Below are 17,533 nucleotides of genomic sequence, written 5' to 3'. Positions count from 1 at the left end.
ATGGGCGTCCCCTTATGATGTCTCCCAGACTCTTTACCCTGCGATGACCCATGGCCGATTCTGCTTTTTTCTGCACCCTGTCACACGAAGGCGTTCTCGCGGTCCGCGGCGCGGATGCCGGCAAATTCCTGCAGGGCCAATTGACCTGCAACCTCAACTACCTGAGCGACACCCAGGCCAGCCTCGGCGCCCGTTGCACCCAGAAAGGCCGGATGCAGTCGAGTTTCCGCATTCTGCTGGAAGGCGACGGCGTTCTCCTGGCCATGGCCACCGAGCTGCTGGAGCCGCAACTGGCGGACCTGAAAAAGTACGCAGTGTTCTCAAAATCCAAACTGACCGATGAAAGCGCTGCCTGGGTGCGTTTCGGCCTCGATCATGGCGATGCGGCACTGAGCAGCCTGGGTCTTGAGCTGCCGGCCGACACCGACAGCGTTGCGCGCAACGACGGCCTGATCGCGATTCGTGTTTCACCTGGACGCGCCGAACTCTGGACCGCCGCCGATCAAGCCGATGCCATCAAGGGCAAGCTGTCCGCCCTGCTGGCCGAAGGCGATCTGAATCAATGGCTGCTGGGCCAGGTCCGCGCAGGGATCGGCCAGGTCATGCCGAGTACTCGCGAGCTGTTCATCCCACAGATGCTCAACCTGCAAGCCGTTGGCGGCGTGAGTTTCAAGAAAGGCTGCTACACCGGCCAGGAAATCGTCGCGCGTATGCAGTACCTGGGCAAACTCAAGCGCCGGCTGTACCGCTTGCAACAGGATGGCATTGAATTGCCGGAACCCGGCACACAACTGTTTTCCCCGACCCACGGCAGCTCTATTGGTGAAGTGGTGATTGCCGCGCGCGGCGAACAAAATATTGAACTCCTGGCCGTGCTGCAAGCCGAAGCAGCAGAGGGCGGCGACATTCACTTGGCAGCGCTAGAAGGCCCTGCCCTGCACTTGCTCGACCTGCCCTACGCGCTGGATCGCGATAAAGAAATCCAGCGTTAACAGCAGTATTTTTTTGCAAGACCCTAGAGAACAGAAATGAGCGAGCTGGCGGATAAGGTCCAACAGGATTTGGTTGAGGCCATCGATAACGATGACCTGGTTCTGCCAACATTACCGGAAGTGGCCCTGCAAATTCGCAAGGCCGCTGAAGATCCGGAAATCAGCGTAAGCACCCTGAGTAAAGTAATCGGCCGCGATACCGCGCTGTCGGCGCGCCTGATCAAAGTGGTCAACAGCCCGTTGCTGCGTGCAACCCAGGAAGTCACCGACCTGCACACGGCCATCACCCGGCTGGGCGTGAACTACAGCAGCAACCTGGCCATCGGTCTGGTGATGGAACAGATTTTCCACGCCCGTTCTGAAGTGGTGGAACAGAAGATGCGCGATGTCTGGCGCAAAAGCCTGGAAATCGCCGGGGTCAGTTATGCACTGTGCCGCAGTTACACCCAGCTCAAACCGGATCAGGCTGCGCTGGGCGGGTTGGTGCATCAAATTGGTGTACTGCCGATCCTGACGTACGCCGAAGACCACTATGAGCTGCTCTCGGACCCGGTCAGTCTCAACCATGTGATCGACCGCATTCATCCGTTGCTCGGCGACAAGCTGCTCAGCGTCTGGGAATTTCCGGAGATGTTGGTGAAGTTGCCGGGGCAGTACCTGGATTTCAAACGCGATTCCGGGCGGGTCGATTATGTCGACCTGGTACAGATCGCCAGCCTGTATTGCCACAAGGACAGCGACCACCCGCTGGCCCGCATCGACGTGCTCAGTGTTCCGTCGTTCAAGAAGCTGGGGATTGATCCCGAGAATGAGGCGATGTGCAGGGATCTGGAAGAATCGCGGTCGATGTTCTACTGATTGTGAACACGAATAATTGTGGCGAGGGAGCTTGCTCCCGTTCGGCTGCGTAGCAGTCGTAAACCCTACGCATGCGGTGTGTCAGAAGAAATCAGGTTGCAGGTTTTGGGGCTGCTTCGCAGCCCAACGGGAGCAAGCTCCCTCGCCACAAAAGCTCCGGGGCAACAGGTCTGGTGTTTACTCCCCCGCAATAAAACTCACCCGAACCTTCAACCCCGCGGCCTCCCCGTCATGCAGGCTGATCTGCGCCAAGTGCGCGCGGCAGATCTCACCGACAATCGCCAAGCCCAACCCTGATCCCGCGACCTGCTGGTTTCGCCGATAAAAGCGCTCAAATACCCGATCGCGCTCTTCAAGGGGAATCCCGGGGCCATCGTCCTCGACCTCCAGCACCGCCGGCGCCGTCACGCGAAGGATCACATTGCCACCGGGCGGTGTGTGGGCCAATGCGTTATCCACCAGGTTGCTCAGCAATTCGTTCAACAACGTCGGCTCACCGCGCAGCCACACCGGCTCGTCCGCCTCCAGCGCCAGCGCCACGCCGCGTGCGTGGGCCAGCGGGGCCATCGCCATGCCCAGTTCCCGGGCCAATTGGCTCAGGTCCAGCAACTGGGCGCCGCCCTCGGCAATCGCCCGTGCGCCGTTTTCGACCCGAGCCAGGGAAAGCAACTGATTGGCCAAATGCGTCAGGCGATCCGTTCCTTGGGCCGCGGTTTCCAGGGTGCTGCGCCAGGTTTCCGGTTCGCTGGCGCGCAAGCCCAATTCCAGTCGTGCCTTGAGCGCCGCCAGCGGTGTACGCAGTTCATGGGCCGCATCGGCAATGAACTGCGCCTGACGCTCGAACTGCCCGCGCAAGCGTTCGGTAAAGTGATTGAGTGCGCGCACCAGCGGCCACAACTCACGCTGCACTTCCACCAGCGGCAACGGCCGCAGATCATCGGACTGGCGCTCTTCCACTGCGGTGCGCAAACGCTCTAATGGGCGCAACGCCGCGCTGACCGCAAACCAGACGATCATCAGTGCGCCAATCGCCAACATGCCGAGCCGCAGCAAGGTATCCGCCGCGAGGCTGCGGGCCATGCGCACCCGCGCTTCATCGGTCTCCGCCACGCGGATTTCCGCCATGCCGTTCATGTTCGGTTCGATCACCGCTTTAAGCAGGCTCACCACCCGCACGTTCTGCCCTTGGTAAGTGGCGTTGTAGAAACGCGCCAGCGCCGGGTAGTCGTCGGTGCGCGGCGTTCCCGGCGGCGGTCCGGGGAGGTTTTCGTAGCCGGAGATCAGCTTTTGATGGATGTCGTTGACCTGGTAATAAATTCGCCCGGCACTGTCGTAAGCGAAAGTATCGAGGGCGACGTAAGGCACGTTCGCGCTGAGGCTGCCATCACGCTGGGACAAGCCGGCGGCAATGGTCCGCGCCGAAGCCAGCAAGGTGCGGTCATAAGCGGTGTCGGCGGCTTCGCGACCGTTCCAATACGCGCTCAAACCACTGGCCAACATCAACACCACCAGCAACAGCGCCAGGTTCCACAGCAACCGCCAGCGCAGGCTGCTGGGCTTATGCATCGCGGCTTTCCAACAAGTAGCCGAGGCCGCGGAAGGTCACGATTGCCACCGGTTGGCCATCGAGTTTCTTGCGCAAACGGTGGACGTAGATTTCGATGGCGTCGGGGCTGGCCTCTTCGTCCAGGCCAAATACCTGGGAAGCCAGTTGTTCCTTGCTCATCACCCGGCCAGGACGGGCGATCAGCGCTTCGAGCACGGCTTGTTCGCGAGAAGTCAGGGTCAGCAATTCTTCGCCGAGGGTGAAGCGCCGGGTGTCCAGATCATAGGCCAGCACGCCGCAGCGCTGCTGCCGCTCACCGCCTAAAACGCTGCGCCGCAGCAAGGCTTTGACCCGAGCTTCGAGTTCGGTCAGTTCGAACGGTTTGGCGAGGTAATCGTCTGCACCAAGGTTCAGGCCATGGACCCGATCCTTGACGTCGCTGCGGGCGGTCAGCATCAGCACCGGCAGATTTTTACCCCGGGCCCGCAGACGCGCCAGCACTTCAAAACCATCCATGCGCGGCAGGCCGACATCGAGGATCGCCATGGCGTATTCCTCGCTGCTCAAGGCCAGGTCGGCCGCCACGCCATCGTGCAAAACATCCACGGTCAACCCGGTGCTCTTGAGCGCCTGGGCGACACTTTCGGCGAGCTGCAGATGGTCTTCGACGAGCAGGACACGCATGGATTTTTACCTCGTTCAGGGATGGTCGACGCCATTCTTTGGCGCGGAGTTTACAGCCGCAACCGCTGCTGTGAAGCCCGAAATCCGTGAAAGTCAGCTGAAAGGTTAGCGAAAGGTTGGCCCGTTAGAGTCCAGCCACGGACCGTTTCGACTGTCCGTCGCTGCTGCCACACAGCGATACGAAAAACGCCTCGAAGCGTTTTCGCCAATAAGAACAATAACGGAGTACTTCACGATGCTGTCCATGCAGCTTCAGGCTCGCCCGCCTGTTCGTTTTTCCCGCCTCAGCCAGACCGCCCTTGCCAGTGCCGCCGCCTTCGCCGGCTTTTCGCCGTTGAGCCAGGCTGCCTTCTTCGAAGACAGTAAGGCAACACTTGAAACCCGCAACATGTATTTCAACCGCGACTTTCGCGATGGCACCAGTGCCCAGCAATCCAAGCGTGACGAATGGGCCCAGGGGTTCATCCTCAATCTGCAATCGGGTTACACCGACGGCACCGTGGGGTTTGGTGTCGATGCGCTGGGCATGCTGGGGGTCAAGCTCGATTCGAGTCCCGACCGCACCGGCACCGGCCTGTTGCCGACCCACGATGACGGTCGCGCGGCCAATGAGTACTCCAAACTTGGCCTGACCGGCAAAGTGAAGATCTCCGCCACCGAACTGAAAATCGGCAGTCTGATCCCGGAGCTGCCGATCCTCAAGCCCAACGACGGGCGCATCCTGCCGCAGACCTTTGAAGGCGGAATGCTGACCTCCAAAGAGGTCAAGAACCTGACCTTCACCGGTGGTCGACTGGATAAAGCCAAAGACCGCGACAGCACCGATTTCGAGGACATTGCCCTCAACAACAAGAACAGCCGTTTTGCCGGCACAGCCGCTGGCAAGCACTTCGACTTTGGCGGCGTGGATTACAAGTTCACCGACAAAATCACCGGCAGCTACCACTTCGCGCAACTCGATGAAGTCTACAACCAGCACTTCCTCGGCGTGGTCGCCTCGCAACCGTTCGGCCCCGGCACGTTCGGCACCGACCTGCGACTGGCCATCAGTAACGACCAGGGCGCGGCCCGTGGCGGCAAGATCGACAACAAATCCCTCAACGGCCTGGTGAGCTATGCCTTGAGCGGGCATAAATTCAGCGCCGGTTATCAGCACATGTCCGGCGACAGTGCCTTCCCGTATGTCGATGGCAGCGACCCGTACCTGGTCAACTTCGTGCAGATCAACGACTTCGCCGGCGCCGAAGAGCATTCCTGGCAAGCGCGCTACGACTTTGACTTCGCCAAACTGGGCGTTCCCGGCCTGAGTTTCATGAGCCGTTACCTGAGCGGTGACAACATCAAGCTCAAGAACGGTGAAGAAGGCAAAGAGTGGGAGCGCAACACCGAGATCAAATATGTAGTACAAAGCGGCGCGCTAAAGGACGTCGCCGTGCGCCTGCGTAATGCCACCTACCGTTCCAACTACTCCGCTCGCGATGCCGATGAAGTGCGTCTGCTGGTGAGCTATAGCGTTGCACTTTGGTAATTGATTGAACCGCCGAAGGCTAAAAGATCGGAGCCTTCGGCAACTCCTACACACATCCATACAACAAAAAATCTGTGGAGAACCCAATGAATTTGTCACTGCGTAAAGTTGCTCTCACCGCCAGCGCCCTGCTGTTCGCCGGCCAACTGATGGCCGAGCCGAAGCGCCCGGAATGTATCGCCCCAGCCTCCCCCGGCGGTGGTTTCGACCTGACCTGCAAACTGGCGCAAAGCGCGCTGATCAACGAAAAAATCCTGACCAAACCGATGCGCGTGACCTACATGCCCGGCGGCGTCGGCGCGGTGGCGTACAACGCGGTGGTCGCTCAGCGTCCGGGCGATGCCGGCACGCTGGTGGCGTGGTCCAGCGGTTCGTTACTGAACCTGGCCCAAGGCAAGTTCGGGCGTTTCGATGAGACCAACGTTCGCTGGTTGGCCGCTGTCGGCACCAGCTACGGCGCCATCGCGGTGAAAAGCGACTCGCCTTACAAGAATCTGGACGATCTCGTTCAGGCGCTGAAGAAAGATCCGAGCAAAGTGGTGATCGGCTCCGGCGGCACCGTCGGCAGCCAGGACTGGATGCAAACCGCGCTGATCGCCAAGGCCGCCGGGATCAACCCACGTGACCTACGTTATGTGGCCCTCGAAGGCGGCGGTGAAATCGCCACTGCCCTGCTCGGCGGCCACATCCAAGTCGGCAGCACCGACATCTCCGACTCCATGCCGCACATCCAGAGCGGTGACATGCGTCTGCTAGCGGTATTCGCCGACAAACGTCTGGACGAGCCGGAAATGAAGGACATCCCGACCGCCAAAGAGCAAGGCTACGACATCGTCTGGCCGGTGGTTCGCGGTTTCTACCTCGGGCCAAAGGTCAGCGACGAAGACTACGCCTGGTGGAAAAACGCCTTCGACAAACTGCTGGCGTCCGAAGACTTCGCCAAGCTGCGAGATCAGCGTGAACTGTTCCCGTTCGCCATGACCGGCCCGGAGCTGGACACCTACGTGAAGAAACAGGTGGCTGACTACAAAGTGCTGGCCAAAGAGTTCGGCCTGATCCAGTGATCGCCTCTGTCTAGCGGCTGCGGCCCCGTTTGCGCGGGACTGCGGCACAGGAGTTTCCCATGCTCTTACAACGCATTTTTGCTTCGGTGCTGTTGCTGGCCTGTATTGGCCTGGCGCTGATGGCGTGGCCGTATCAAGCGGCTTTTTCCTACGAACCGGTGGGGCCTCGGGCCTTCCCGCTGTTGATGCTCGGGCTGATGGGCCTGGCGCTGTTGTATATGGTGTTTCGCCCCGCACCGATCAAGCACAACCCTGACGAACCGCCGATGGACCGCGAGACCCTGACCAAAATCGGTATCTGCGTGGTGCTGTTGCTGGTGTTCGCGGGCACCTTCGAACCGCTTGGTTTCATTGTCGCGAGCATCCTGATTGGGATCCCGATGGCGCGCTTATATGGCGGCCGCTGGTTGCCCAGCACGGTGATCATCAGCCTGATGGCGATCGGTCTTTATCTGCTGTTCGACAAGTTGATGGACGTGCCACTGCCCTTGGGCGTGCTCGACGTTCTGGAGAACTGATATGGATACTCTTGGCTATTTGGGTCAGGGATTTGGCGTTGCGCTGACCCCGTACAACCTGGTGACCGCGCTGTGCGGCACACTCATCGGCACCGTGGTTGGCCTGTTGCCGGGCCTGGGCCCGATCAACGGGGTGGCGCTGTTGATCCCGATCGCATTCGCCCTCGGTCTGCCACCGGAATCAGCACTGATCTTGCTGGCGGCGGTGTACCTGGGTTGCGAATACGGCGGCCGGATCAGCTCGATTTTGCTGAACATTCCTGGCGAAGCCTCCACCGTCATGACCACCCTCGACGGTTACCCGATGGCCCGCAAAGGCCTGGCCGGTGTAGCGCTGTCGCTGTCGGCGTGGAGTTCGTTCATCGGCGCATTTATCGCCACCTGCGGCATGGTGCTGTTCGCCCCGCTGCTGGCGAAATGGGCGATTGCCTTCGGACCCGCCGAATACTTTGTACTGATGGTATTCGCGATTGTCTGCCTGGGCGGCATGGCCGGTGATCGGCCGCTGAAAACTTTTATCGCAGCGTTGATCGGTCTGTTCCTGTCGAGCGTCGGGATCGATGCCAACAGCGGCGTGTACCGTTTCACCGGGGACAACATCCACCTGACCGACGGCATTCAATTCGTCGTGTTGGTGCTGGGCCTGTTCTCCATCAGTGAAATCCTCCTGCTGCTGGAAAAACCCACCACGGTCAGGAAGCGGTGAAAGCCACCGGCCGCATGATGTTCAACTTCAAAGAAGCGTCAGCTGTATTCGTGGTGAACATTCGTTGCGGCGTGTTGGGTTTCATCATGGGCGTGTTGCCGGGTGCCGGTGCGACGCTCGCCAGCGCCGTGGCCTACATGACCGAGAAACGCATCGCCGGCGCCAAAGGCACCTTCGGCCAAGGCGACATGCGTGGCCTCGCGGCACCTGAAACGGCCATCGGCGGCGCAGCCTGCGGCGCACTGGTGCCGATGCTGACCCTCGGCGTTCCGGGTTCGGGCACCACGGCGGTGATGATTGGCGCGCTGTCGCTGTACAACATCACGCCGGGGCCGCTGCTGTTCCAGCAACAACCGGACATCGTCTGGGGCCTGATCGCTTCGTTGTTCGTCGCCAACATCATGCTGGTGATCCTCAACATCCCGATGATCCGCATCTTCACCCGCATCCTCGCCGTGCCGAACTGGGCGCTGGTGCCGGTGATCGCGATCATTACCGGGATCGGCGTCTACGCGGTGCACGCCACCACGTTCGACCTGTTCCTGATGATCGGCATCGGTATCTTCGGTTACATCCTGCGCAAGATGGACTTTCCGCTGTCGCCGGTCCTGCTGGGGTTCATCCTCGGCGGCTTGATGGAGCAGAACCTGCGTCGTGCGCTGTCGATTTCCAACGGCGCGCTGGAGATTCTCTGGTCCAGCCCGATCACCTTCGGCTGCTGGGTGCTGACCGCAATCATGTTGCTGATGCCGGTCATCCGGATCTGGCGCAAACGTTCGGTCGCCCGGCGCACCATTGCCGATGTCTGATCGTCCCTTCAAAACCTGGTGGGGAACACCGCTGGTCGGTCTGCTTGGCGGTTACCTCGCCAGCCAGATCGGCTGGCCGCTGCCGTGGATGGTCGGCTCGTTGCTGGCGATCATCCTGGTGCGCTGCCTGACACCCTGGCAATTGGCGGAAATCCCTGGCGGGCGCAAGTGCGGTCAGTGGATCGTCGGCATCGGTATCGGCCTGCACTTCACCCCGGTGGTGATGGAGCAGGTCCTGAGTCATTTCGGTTTGATCTTCTTTGGGGCGCTGGTCACCAGCCTGTCCGCCGTGGTCGGGGTCTGGTTGATGCGGCGCACCGGTGAGGATCGCGCCACCGCGTTCTTTTCCAGCATGCCGGGAGGCTCCGGCGAGATGGTCAACCTCGGCGCGCGCAATGGCGCGGTGCTCAGCCGGGTCGCGGCGGGGCAGAGTTTACGGGTACTGGTGGTGGTGCTGTGTGTGCCGGCGGCGTTCAAGTATTTGCTCGGGGACGGAGCGCCGATCGCCCATGCCACGGCCGTCGATTGGCGTTGGCTGGCGGTGTTGTTTCCGGCGGGCGCCCTGCTCGCTTGGGTCTGGCAGCGTTTACGACAACCCAATCCGTGGCTGTTCGGGCCGTTGCTGGTGAGTGCGGCGGTGAGTATCAGTTGGGATCTGCACATCGGTTTGCCTAACGGCGGTAGCCAGATCGGCCAATGGTTGATTGGCAGCGGCTTGGGATGTCACTTCAATCGGCAATTCTTCCGGCGCGCTCCGTCATTTATGGGACGGACGTTGATCGGCACGGTGTTGACCATGTTGATCGCCACGGCGGCGGCGCTGGGGTTGAGTGCGTTGACCCACCTGGATCTGCGTTCGCTGACGTTGGGCATGATGCCCGGCGGGATTGCAGAAATGAGTTTGACCGCGGAGACCCTGCAATTGTCGGTGCCCTTGGTAACCGCGATGCAGGTGATGCGGTTGTTGTTTGTGTTGTTTCTGGCGGAACCGTTGTTCAAGTATTGGAATCGGCAACCGGAGCAGCCCTGACACCGCCCCAGTGACAGGTGATGACTGTGGCGAGGGGCTTGCCCCCGTTCGGCTGCGAAGCAGTCGTAAAACCTGTAAATGCGGTGTTTGGCAAAAAGCAGGGCCGCTGCTCGACCCAACGGGGGAAAGCCCCCTCGCCACAGCAAGCTCCCTCGCCACAAAAGCCCTCACGGTCATCCCATCAAACCGGCGGCAACCGCCACTCGATCGGCGTTTCGCCATTCTGCTCCAGAAACTTGTTGGTCCGGCTGAAGTGTCCGCAACCGAGGAAGCCGCGATAAGCGGACAGCGGCGAAGGATGCACCGACGTCAGCACCAGATGCTTCGTAGCATCAATCAGCTTCTGCTTGCCCTGGGCATGCGCGCCCCACAGCATGAACACCAGATGCGGCTGATGTTCGCTGACCACTTCAATGATCCGATCGGTGAAAAACTGCCAGCCCTTGTCCTTGTGCGCATTGGCGTTGGCGCGCTCGACGGTCATGGTGGTGTTGATCATCAACACGCCCTGATCGGCCCAGCTTTGCAGGCAGCCGTGGCTCGGGATGTCGATGTTCAGATCGCGTTTCAACTCTTTATAGATGTTCACCAGCGACGGCGGCGCCGGCACGCCCGGTTGCACCGAGAAGCACAAGCCATGGGCCTGGCCGGGGCCGTGATAGGGGTCCTGCCCGAGGATCACGACCTTGACCTTGTCCAGCGGCGTGGAGTTGAGCGCATTGAAGATCATCGGACCAGGCGGATAAATTTCCTTGCCGGCCGCGCGCTCCTGTTGCAGGAATGAGCGCAACTCTGCCATGTAGGGCTGGTCGAATTCAGCACGCAGTGCCTCCTTCCAGCTCGGTTCGAGTTTGATACGGTCGTCAGCAGTCATGGTCATACCCGGCAAAAACAATGGGGCGAACCCTAGGAAACCCCAACCTCCTTGTCAATTGATCTGACGCAGATCCGGCACTTTCCTACTTTGCGATCATACTGAACGCTCAAATTCCCGATCGAGGTCACGATGAATTTGCACTTCGAAGAACTTACCGGCACCGACGGCGCGCGCATCGGCATCGCCAGCCTGGACGCCGAAAAGTCGCTGAATGCCTTGTCCCTGCCGATGATCAATGCCCTGCGCGATCAACTGGACGCTTGGGCCAAGGAGCCACAAATCGTCTGCGTGCTGTTGCGGGGCAACGGCGCCAAAGCCTTCTGTGCCGGTGGCGAAGTACGCAGCCTGGTCGAAGCCTGCCGCAACCATCCCGGCGAAGTACCACCGCTGGCCGCGCAATTCTTCGCCGCGGAATATCGCCTGGACTTCATGCTGCACACCTATCCAAAACCGCTGATCTGCTGGGGTCACGGTTACGTGCTCGGCGGCGGCATGGGACTGCTGCAAGGGGCGAGCATCCGGATTGTCACGCCAACCAGCCGCCTGGCGATGCCGGAGATCAGCATCGGCTTGTACCCGGATGTCGGCGCCAGTTGGTTTCTGTCACGACTGCCCGGCAAGCTCGGGTTGTTCCTCGGCCTGACCGGCGCGCACATGAATGCCCGTGATGCGATCGATCTGGATCTGGCGGACCGGTTCCTGCTTGAAGAACAGCAGGAAGAACTGGTCGAAGGCTTGCTGCAATTGAACTGGCAGGAACAGACCTCGATGCAACTCAACAGCCTGCTCAAGGCATTGCAACAGGAAGCCGTCGCGCAGTCGCCTGAAGCGCAATGGCTGCCGCGTCGCCAGCAGATCGACGAACTGCTGGATGTCAGCGATGTGCGCTGTGCCTGGAAGGCAATCAGCCATTTGCGGGGTCACACCGATCCGCTGCTCAGCCGCGCGGCGAAGACCATGACTGAGGGCTCGCCCCTGACCGCTCATCTGGTCTGGGAACAAATCGCCCGGGCCCGGCATCTGTCATTGGCTGAAGTCTTTCAGATGGAATACACCCTGAGCCTCAACTGCTGCCGTCACCCGGAATTCAGTGAAGGGGTGCGGGCGCGGCTGATCGACAAGGATCAGAAGCCGCACTGGCACTGGCCGGATATCAACAATGTGCCGGATGCGGTGGTGGAGGCGCATTTTCATAAGGTTTGGGAAGGACGGCATCCGTTGGCGGATTTGTCGGAGTACTAAAATCCGGGCGTTGCCCGCGACAACCATTTCATGATGGCTATCGCGGGCAAGCCATCTTCGCACTCGGTACTGGGGGTTTGATCAACCTTGAAGTTGATAAAACTTAATTATTTCTACCATCGCCTGCATCGCAGCATCGTCATTACGCAACAGTATGTCTTCAACGTCTCTCAGCGGGGGTGAAGGATGCAGAAGGTCGATTATTTGGCTCGCGGCGTAGTCTTGAACCACTCGATCCGCCCCTTGAACTCTTACAAAACCTATAGCAGCATCTCCGCCGAGGAAGTGATTAGAAATACGAATTTTTGGAGACGCGCCATAATTAACCACAATGACCAGATCATCATTATCTCGATGAAATTTCAGCTGATTGATAGATACACCAAACTTTGAAAAATCGACACCATCAACACCTCCATATGTATTGACAATGACATCTCTGCCCAACCCGTCATATTTGTAGATATCATTACCTGCGCCGCCGGACAAAGTATCGTCACCCAGGCCGCCCCACAAAACATCATCTCCTACACCGCCCGAGATATAGTCATCTCCCCGCATACCGCGTATTTCACCAGCGCCACTCAAAGTATCATTACCTCGCCCACCAACGAGAGGGAGTAATTTGTTATCCCGAGCAGAAGTTACCACCCGAGAACTATTGATCAGGACACCATGGCGATAAATATCAGGAGCAGGAGCTAGCTTACTATTGGCTACAAGACCTTCCAGGCTAACGCTCGACCCATCTGCAAACTTTATAAGCTCGACACCAGAACCATCCAGATCACTGGCATTCGGCAAAACAATACGAACCTTTTGATCTTTGCCCCAAGAGATATCAAGCGTTGAGTACAGCATTTGCCCACGAGGCGGATTACGATAGGTGCCGCGTGGCGTGTTCGGCGCCAACTCTATATTCACCGCCTCAATTAATGCGGCGCCCCAGCTTAATTGCAATTGCTTCAGGGCAACGCCTTCCGGAAGCATAACAGTATCTGTATCGACCAACCCGAACTCGGCTTACCACCCTGCGGCTCCAACTTCCGAACGGCGAAAAACAGGGCTTACTATATCCGCAATAATGGTCGTCGCCCCAGCATGAGTTCCGATTATATAAGTGTCTGGACCGCTTTCGCCATAAAGCCAATCTTCTCCTGAACCACTCACTAAATAATCTGCACCCTCGGCCCCTAGCAACGTATCGTTTCCTGCCCCGCCTGAAAGAAACGCCCCGGGAATACTATCTTCATAGGAACCATAGTTAACCACGGAATTCTTATAAGTGACTATCAAATCATCTCCCGCACCGCCATAAAAAATATTTCCAACTTCAAGATTTACCCTGCCACCTGTGTCGTCGCCTTGAACGATTTGATGCCACACCTTGTCAGTCACCGCCTCCCAGGTAAATTTCTTGTAGGTGATTTCATTACTGTTAAAACTGCCTGCCGGATAAACATTCCAACCCTTAATACCACCTGAGTCGTCCTTATCCTCTACGACAATATCACCCGTTTTTAAAGAGAACCCGCTATAGCTTGAGCCGGATGAATGGTATTGCGGTTTTTGCGTCGATGAATATTTCAACCCGTCCACGACAGGCCTGTAATCAGAACGGGGAGTAGAACTTAAAGATCTATCGGTGAAAACGGCTCTACCAAAAATAGAGCTAATCGACTGCGGAGTAGTTTCCGAGAGCACTCCTGTGTGGAAGCTATCATCAATTAAATCAGTTCGTTCGCTGTAGCTAAACTCATCATCAGTAGTATAGATAGCAACCCAAGCACCCTGGCTATTTAGCACAAACCCCGCTGCCAATCTACGTGCAGCGCGCCGTTCCTTAAACTTCTTAAGAAACTCCTCCTCCCACACCTTACCGCTGATAGTTTCTGGACGTAGAACCTCCTTCGCGACGTTGCTTTCACCCGTCGCCCCGTTAGACTTATCATGAACATCAGGCTGTTCGACAACAATAGCCGGACCTGTCAACTCGTCGTCCTCTTTGTTTGTGCTATCTCCCAGTGTAACTTTTACCGGAGTTAACTCGCCGACACCTATCAGACCCTGCTCTATCTTCATAACATCCTGAAAACTCAAAACAGTTCCGTCAGCAAACCTAAATGACGAATTCTTCCATTTTCATGATCCCGTAGAAAAACTGCATCGCTCAAACCATTCGACAGTCGTAATACCCGGCCGACATCAATAACAGTAATTTCAGCTTTTAAGTTACCAAGGGTAAACCCTGGCCCGAATTTTATGATGTTGTTTCCACCAGCATCTGCAATTACATCAAGGCCATCTCCGACACTAAAATTGAAAGTATCATCGCCGTCTTGACCTTCAAGATAATCGTTGCCAGTGCCTCCGCTAAAAACATTATTACCAAATCCGCCGCGAAGATAATCGACACCTCCCCCGCCATATAGTGTGTCGTTTCCACCACCACCTATCAGCGTGTCGTTTCCTGAACCACCATCAAGATAATCCGCTCCCTGTTCCGCTTCCGGTGTTTGCTCATAATCGCCTATTAAAAAGTCATCATCAGCACCGCCATAAAGTGTATCGGCGCCTAAGCCTCCCCAGATCGTATCGTTTCCCGTATCTCCTTGAATGTAGTCATCATTTGTTCCTCCCGACGCAAGGTTGTGCTCATCTCCATCCAGGGCGTCTGCCCCTTGTCCGCCAATTAGAGTGTCGGAACCACCCATGCCTCGAAGTGTGTCATCACCACTACCACCATCTAGAAAATCATTCCCGTGGTACCGAATCGGATGGTCGACATAATCACCGGATAGAACATCATTACCTGCACCACCATAAAGTGAATCGTCGGCACCACCACCTTGAAGCGTGTCGTTACCCGCCCCACCATCCAGAAAATCACTACCGAAATAATTCGCGGCGTTACCCTCAACGCCCTGCAATACAAAATCATCGCCCGTCAGGTCATCGTTACCGGGACCGCCGTACAACACATCGCTACCACCATTACCGGCCAGGGCATCATCACCGTCGCCACCATCCAACAAATCGTTGCCGTGGTGCCGACTTTGCAGACCGCCTCCCCAATCCAGGTTGTCTCCCAGCAAAATGTCGTTATCGCTGCCACCGTGAAGAGTGTCGTTCCCCCCGTCGCCACTCAAAACATCGTTTTCAGTTCCACCATCGAGTAAATCATCGCCCCAGCCGCCAGTGATAAAGTCACTACCACCCTGACCAAAAAGAATGTCATTGCCACCTTCCGCAGGAGCGCTGAGAGAGGCACGGGCAAAGACGTTACGCCTGCTAACGACACCGTCACCAATGGGGACGTCAACCCTTTTGAAATTCCAGGTTTTTTCCAGCATCCCGGTCACATCATCACCGGACAAGTTGTCGTCGCCGGCTCCGCCAATTAGCGTATCTGCTCCGTCACCACCGAGCAGCACGTCTCGGGCCCCAGTGCCCACGAGTAGATCCTCACCCTGCCCCCATCAAGCCAATCGCCACGACTTGTCTTGCCGGGATCAGCTCCAGCAGCCATCGCTTGTTCGATTGTTAACTGCTGATCTGCAAACAACCGGTCATTTCCGGCTTTACCGAATAACTGATCGGAACCACCCAGACCGATGAGGACGTCGTCGTTCGGCGATCCATGAAGCACATCTGCCTTATTTCTCTGCTTCACCTTGCGCACGATAACGTTGCCCAATTCATCATAAGCGAGCTGATCACCGGGAACAGTGGGGTCGGCGTCTTTTGCTTTCCAGTCGCCCACGACGGTTAGATCGGGACTTGAAAAGTCTTGGCCTTCATAATCCAGGAGTTGGATGCCCAACATGCCTGGCGTGAAGTGCTTGATGAAAACCTGATCATTCCGACCGTATTTGATATGAAGCGTTTTCTCAGAAAGTTCTTCGATGAGGGTTAAAGTAATGGCTCCATTTTCAGTCATCCAGGTATTGCTCAGAGGGCCACTCCGTTTAAGGGCAGGAATAGGTAGACCGTTTATAAGAATTTGGCCATCAATGTCAAAATCGACAATCTGATCGACGCCGTCGCCACTCGTAAATTCATACTGATCGCTGCCCAAGCCGCCAATCAGGATATCGTTACCTTGACCGCCTATTAATACATCATCCCCAGACATGCCATGCAGCGCGTCTCTGCCATCTCCACCCGTTAACGAATCACGCCCCTGACCACCTTCAATGTAATCATTTCCTTCGAGGCCGATGACCGTGTCATTACCCGCGCCACCATAAAGATGGTCGCTATTGGGTCCGCCGCTGAGCGAACGGCCTCCATCATCCCCAAACATAACCAGAGGATTTGAAACCCCGGTAGCCATAGGCGCTTGTTTGCCTGATGCAAGATCCGAGTAGGAATGGGCCTGAATCGTGTTTTCTCCGAATGATCCGTTGGTCCTGGCTATCAAGCGACCTAACATATCCGCGCGGTCAACAAGCCATTGTTCGGTGATAAAACCTTCGCCAGTTTTCGTGTCGTAGAGTTCCAGTTCTAGCCCAGGAAAACCCTCTTCTCTTTCTATAACTATTTCACTGAGACAGTTAAGAGAGTTGCGTAACGCTTGCCCTACCGGAGTTTCCTTGGCGGCTAATACTGCCCACTGGGAAGTGCTGCCGTATTCCCCAATGGTCTTGGCTACGATGCTTTGGGATTGAACCGATGAAAACTTCGAAAAAAATGTATAAGCATTTTCGGCAAATGTTTCATCCGTAGTCGACACTACAACGATATCACCTTCGTATGTGCGCCTGAACATATCAAAGAAGGCGTTAATGCCATATCTCAAGATCAAATCAACTGCAGGCGAAATAGGTGTACCTTTGACCACATACTGAATTAATGGATTAACGCTACCACTACTGAGTGCCACATTGATCTGCTCTGGTACGAGAGAGAACAAGCTGGCCAACGTATTCCAGCCGAAGTTCTTGATTACCGCTTTAATGGCCACATTGTATGAGTCTATGGCAAACAGGATATTCTTGAAATCGTCGAGTCTATTGACTTTTGCTTTTGTGTGATTGCCTTTGATTTCTGACTCTGGGTCTCCTGCGGAGATCAACCTCCAGGTTTCATAAGGCGATTCCCCGCCCAACAGACTAAACGCGATTGTTCCTGACCATCCTGAATTTTGAATTGAAGCAGTGTCCAAGTCGCCGATCTTCGGCATGAACAATATTTCACCAACGGCTCTTGCATCAATGGAAGCGATTTGATGAATTAATGGTACCGTCCATGGATCTAAATGATCTATTGGTGATCCGTGTATTAGAGAGTTTACGAAATTGATTGCCACTCCATTAGATGACCGCTGTATAAACCCCGCACTGAACGTTTCATTCAGTCTCAATTGACCTTGGTGTACCGTATAAGCACGAATCAAAGCAGAGTAGGCACCACGCCCTCCATTTGCATCAATCGCCACATCCAACCAGAGTTTGGCACTCTTTAGAGTTAGCTCGACTTCGCTATCAAAAATAATTCTTCCAGAAAGCTTCACGCCAATAATATCTGATAGAGCCTGGTAAAACGGCGCGCAATTTCGCCCCTCTATCGCGACCGGTTCATATGACTCTCTATTCAGCCCAAGCGTCATCCCATCACATACACTGACAGCATCGAAAATTCTTCTTTTCTCTGAATCATTAAAAACGTAGCTCATTA

General features: G+C 56.7%; 14 protein-coding genes and 1 pseudogene. 8 read left to right on the top strand and 7 right to left on the bottom strand.

Annotated elements, in window-relative coordinates; genetic code table 11:
* The first annotated feature begins 50 nt into the window (after window positions 1-50).
* Both RHM58_RS16230 and RHM58_RS16225 read left to right on the top strand, forming a co-directional pair.
* Window positions 51-992, top strand: a complete 942-nt coding sequence (locus RHM58_RS16230; RefSeq protein ID WP_322270750.1) for a YgfZ/GcvT domain-containing protein — start codon at window positions 51-53, stop codon at window positions 990-992.
* Between the two features lie 36 nt (window positions 993-1,028).
* On the top strand, window positions 1,029-1,850 hold the full coding sequence (locus RHM58_RS16225) for an HDOD domain-containing protein (protein WP_201201478.1): 822 nt from the start codon (window positions 1,029-1,031) through the stop codon (window positions 1,848-1,850).
* A gap of 177 nt (window positions 1,851-2,027) precedes the next feature.
* On the opposite strand, the gene RHM58_RS16220 is transcribed toward RHM58_RS16225, so the two are convergent.
* Both RHM58_RS16220 and RHM58_RS16215 read right to left on the bottom strand, forming a co-directional pair.
* Window positions 2,028-3,416: a sensor histidine kinase gene (locus RHM58_RS16220; RefSeq protein ID WP_201255637.1), complete on the bottom strand. Its 1,389-nt coding sequence runs from the start codon at window positions 3,414-3,416 to the stop codon at window positions 2,028-2,030.
* Window positions 3,409-4,080: a response regulator gene (locus RHM58_RS16215; RefSeq protein WP_054046730.1), complete on the bottom strand. Its 672-nt coding sequence runs from the start codon at window positions 4,078-4,080 to the stop codon at window positions 3,409-3,411. The genes RHM58_RS16220 and RHM58_RS16215 overlap by 8 nt, the downstream gene beginning before the upstream one ends.
* A gap of 235 nt (window positions 4,081-4,315) precedes the next feature.
* Between RHM58_RS16215 and RHM58_RS16210 the strand changes: the two genes are divergently transcribed.
* The 5 genes and pseudogenes from RHM58_RS16210 (at window position 4,316) to RHM58_RS16190 (ending at window position 9,735) form a co-directional block, all read left to right on the top strand.
* Window positions 4,316-5,608, top strand: a complete 1,293-nt coding sequence (locus RHM58_RS16210; protein WP_201255636.1) for an OprD family porin — start codon at window positions 4,316-4,318, stop codon at window positions 5,606-5,608.
* An 86-nt stretch (window positions 5,609-5,694) separates the two neighbouring features.
* Window positions 5,695-6,672, top strand: coding sequence for a Bug family tripartite tricarboxylate transporter substrate binding protein (locus tag RHM58_RS16205; protein WP_201201472.1), 978 nt, complete (start codon window positions 5,695-5,697; stop codon window positions 6,670-6,672).
* A 59-nt stretch (window positions 6,673-6,731) separates the two neighbouring features.
* Window positions 6,732-7,190 (top strand): tripartite tricarboxylate transporter TctB family protein, encoded by a 459-nt coding sequence (locus RHM58_RS16200; RefSeq protein WP_201201465.1) that lies wholly within the window; start codon window positions 6,732-6,734, stop codon window positions 7,188-7,190.
* A 1-nt stretch (window position 7,191) separates the two neighbouring features.
* Window positions 7,192-8,705, top strand: a pseudogene (locus RHM58_RS16195) (tripartite tricarboxylate transporter permease).
* The gene (locus tag RHM58_RS16190) at window positions 8,698-9,735 is read left to right on the top strand and encodes an AbrB family transcriptional regulator (RefSeq protein ID WP_201201461.1); all 1,038 of its coding nucleotides are present in this window, start codon (window positions 8,698-8,700) and stop codon (window positions 9,733-9,735) included. The pseudogene RHM58_RS16195 and the gene RHM58_RS16190 overlap by 8 nt, the downstream one beginning before the upstream one ends.
* Window positions 9,736-9,916: 181 nt before the next feature.
* Here the strand turns inward: RHM58_RS16190 and ung are convergent, their stop codons facing one another.
* Window positions 9,917-10,609: a uracil-DNA glycosylase gene (gene ung, locus RHM58_RS16185; RefSeq protein WP_201201459.1), complete on the bottom strand. Its 693-nt coding sequence runs from the start codon at window positions 10,607-10,609 to the stop codon at window positions 9,917-9,919.
* A 132-nt stretch (window positions 10,610-10,741) separates the two neighbouring features.
* Between ung and RHM58_RS16180 the strand changes: the two genes are divergently transcribed.
* Window positions 10,742-11,854, top strand: coding sequence for an enoyl-CoA hydratase/isomerase family protein (locus tag RHM58_RS16180; protein ID WP_201201457.1), 1,113 nt, complete (start codon window positions 10,742-10,744; stop codon window positions 11,852-11,854).
* A gap of 81 nt (window positions 11,855-11,935) precedes the next feature.
* Here RHM58_RS16180 and RHM58_RS16175 read toward each other — a convergent pair whose 3' ends face one another.
* From RHM58_RS16175 to RHM58_RS16160, 4 genes are read right to left on the bottom strand one after another with little or no spacing between them, the layout of a single operon-like run.
* Entirely contained in the window at window positions 11,936-12,865 is a 930-nt protein-coding gene (locus tag RHM58_RS16175; RefSeq protein WP_322270749.1) for a hypothetical protein, read from the bottom strand.
* Between the two features lie 12 nt (window positions 12,866-12,877).
* Entirely contained in the window at window positions 12,878-13,954 is a 1,077-nt protein-coding gene (locus tag RHM58_RS16170; RefSeq protein WP_322270748.1) for a calcium-binding protein, read from the bottom strand.
* Complete coding sequence (locus RHM58_RS16165) at window positions 13,951-15,288, bottom strand: calcium-binding protein (RefSeq protein WP_322270747.1); 1,338 nt, start codon at window positions 15,286-15,288, stop codon at window positions 13,951-13,953. The genes RHM58_RS16170 and RHM58_RS16165 overlap by 4 nt, the downstream gene beginning before the upstream one ends.
* Window positions 15,255-17,531 (bottom strand): hypothetical protein, encoded by a 2,277-nt coding sequence (locus RHM58_RS16160; RefSeq protein ID WP_322270746.1) that lies wholly within the window; start codon window positions 17,529-17,531, stop codon window positions 15,255-15,257. Before RHM58_RS16160 ends, RHM58_RS16165 begins: the two co-directional genes overlap by 34 nt.
* Window positions 17,532-17,533 lie beyond the last annotated feature (2 nt).

Source organism: Pseudomonas sp. 10S4 (assembly GCF_034344865.1).
In the GTDB taxonomy this organism is placed as follows: Bacteria; Pseudomonadota; Gammaproteobacteria; order Pseudomonadales; family Pseudomonadaceae; genus Aquipseudomonas.
Note: the sequence above shows the minus strand (reverse complement) of the source record. Positions and strands in the feature narration are given on the sequence as shown.

Bases quoted from the DNA above. Each gene is read 5' to 3' on its own strand.
- RHM58_RS16190 (WP_201201461.1), top strand. From the start codon at position 8,698: ATGTCTGATCGTCCCTTCAAAACCTGGTGGGGAACACCGCTGGTCGGT.
- RHM58_RS16205 (WP_201201472.1), top strand. From the start codon at position 5,695: ATGAATTTGTCACTGCGTAAAGTTGCTCTCACCGCCAGCGCCCTGCTG.
- RHM58_RS16210 (WP_201255636.1), top strand. From the start codon at position 4,316: ATGCTGTCCATGCAGCTTCAGGCTCGCCCGCCTGTTCGTTTTTCCCGC.
- ung (WP_201201459.1), bottom strand. From the start codon at position 10,609: ATGACTGCTGACGACCGTATCAAACTCGAACCGAGCTGGAAGGAGGCA.
- RHM58_RS16200 (WP_201201465.1), top strand. From the start codon at position 6,732: ATGCTCTTACAACGCATTTTTGCTTCGGTGCTGTTGCTGGCCTGTATT.
- RHM58_RS16215 (WP_054046730.1), bottom strand. From the start codon at position 4,080: ATGCGTGTCCTGCTCGTCGAAGACCATCTGCAGCTCGCCGAAAGTGTC.
- RHM58_RS16180 (WP_201201457.1), top strand. From the start codon at position 10,742: ATGAATTTGCACTTCGAAGAACTTACCGGCACCGACGGCGCGCGCATC.
- RHM58_RS16225 (WP_201201478.1), top strand. From the start codon at position 1,029: ATGAGCGAGCTGGCGGATAAGGTCCAACAGGATTTGGTTGAGGCCATC.
- RHM58_RS16160 (WP_322270746.1), bottom strand. From the start codon at position 17,531: ATGAGCTACGTTTTTAATGATTCAGAGAAAAGAAGAATTTTCGATGCT.
- RHM58_RS16220 (WP_201255637.1), bottom strand. From the start codon at position 3,416: ATGCATAAGCCCAGCAGCCTGCGCTGGCGGTTGCTGTGGAACCTGGCG.
- RHM58_RS16230 (WP_322270750.1), top strand. From the start codon at position 51: ATGGCCGATTCTGCTTTTTTCTGCACCCTGTCACACGAAGGCGTTCTC.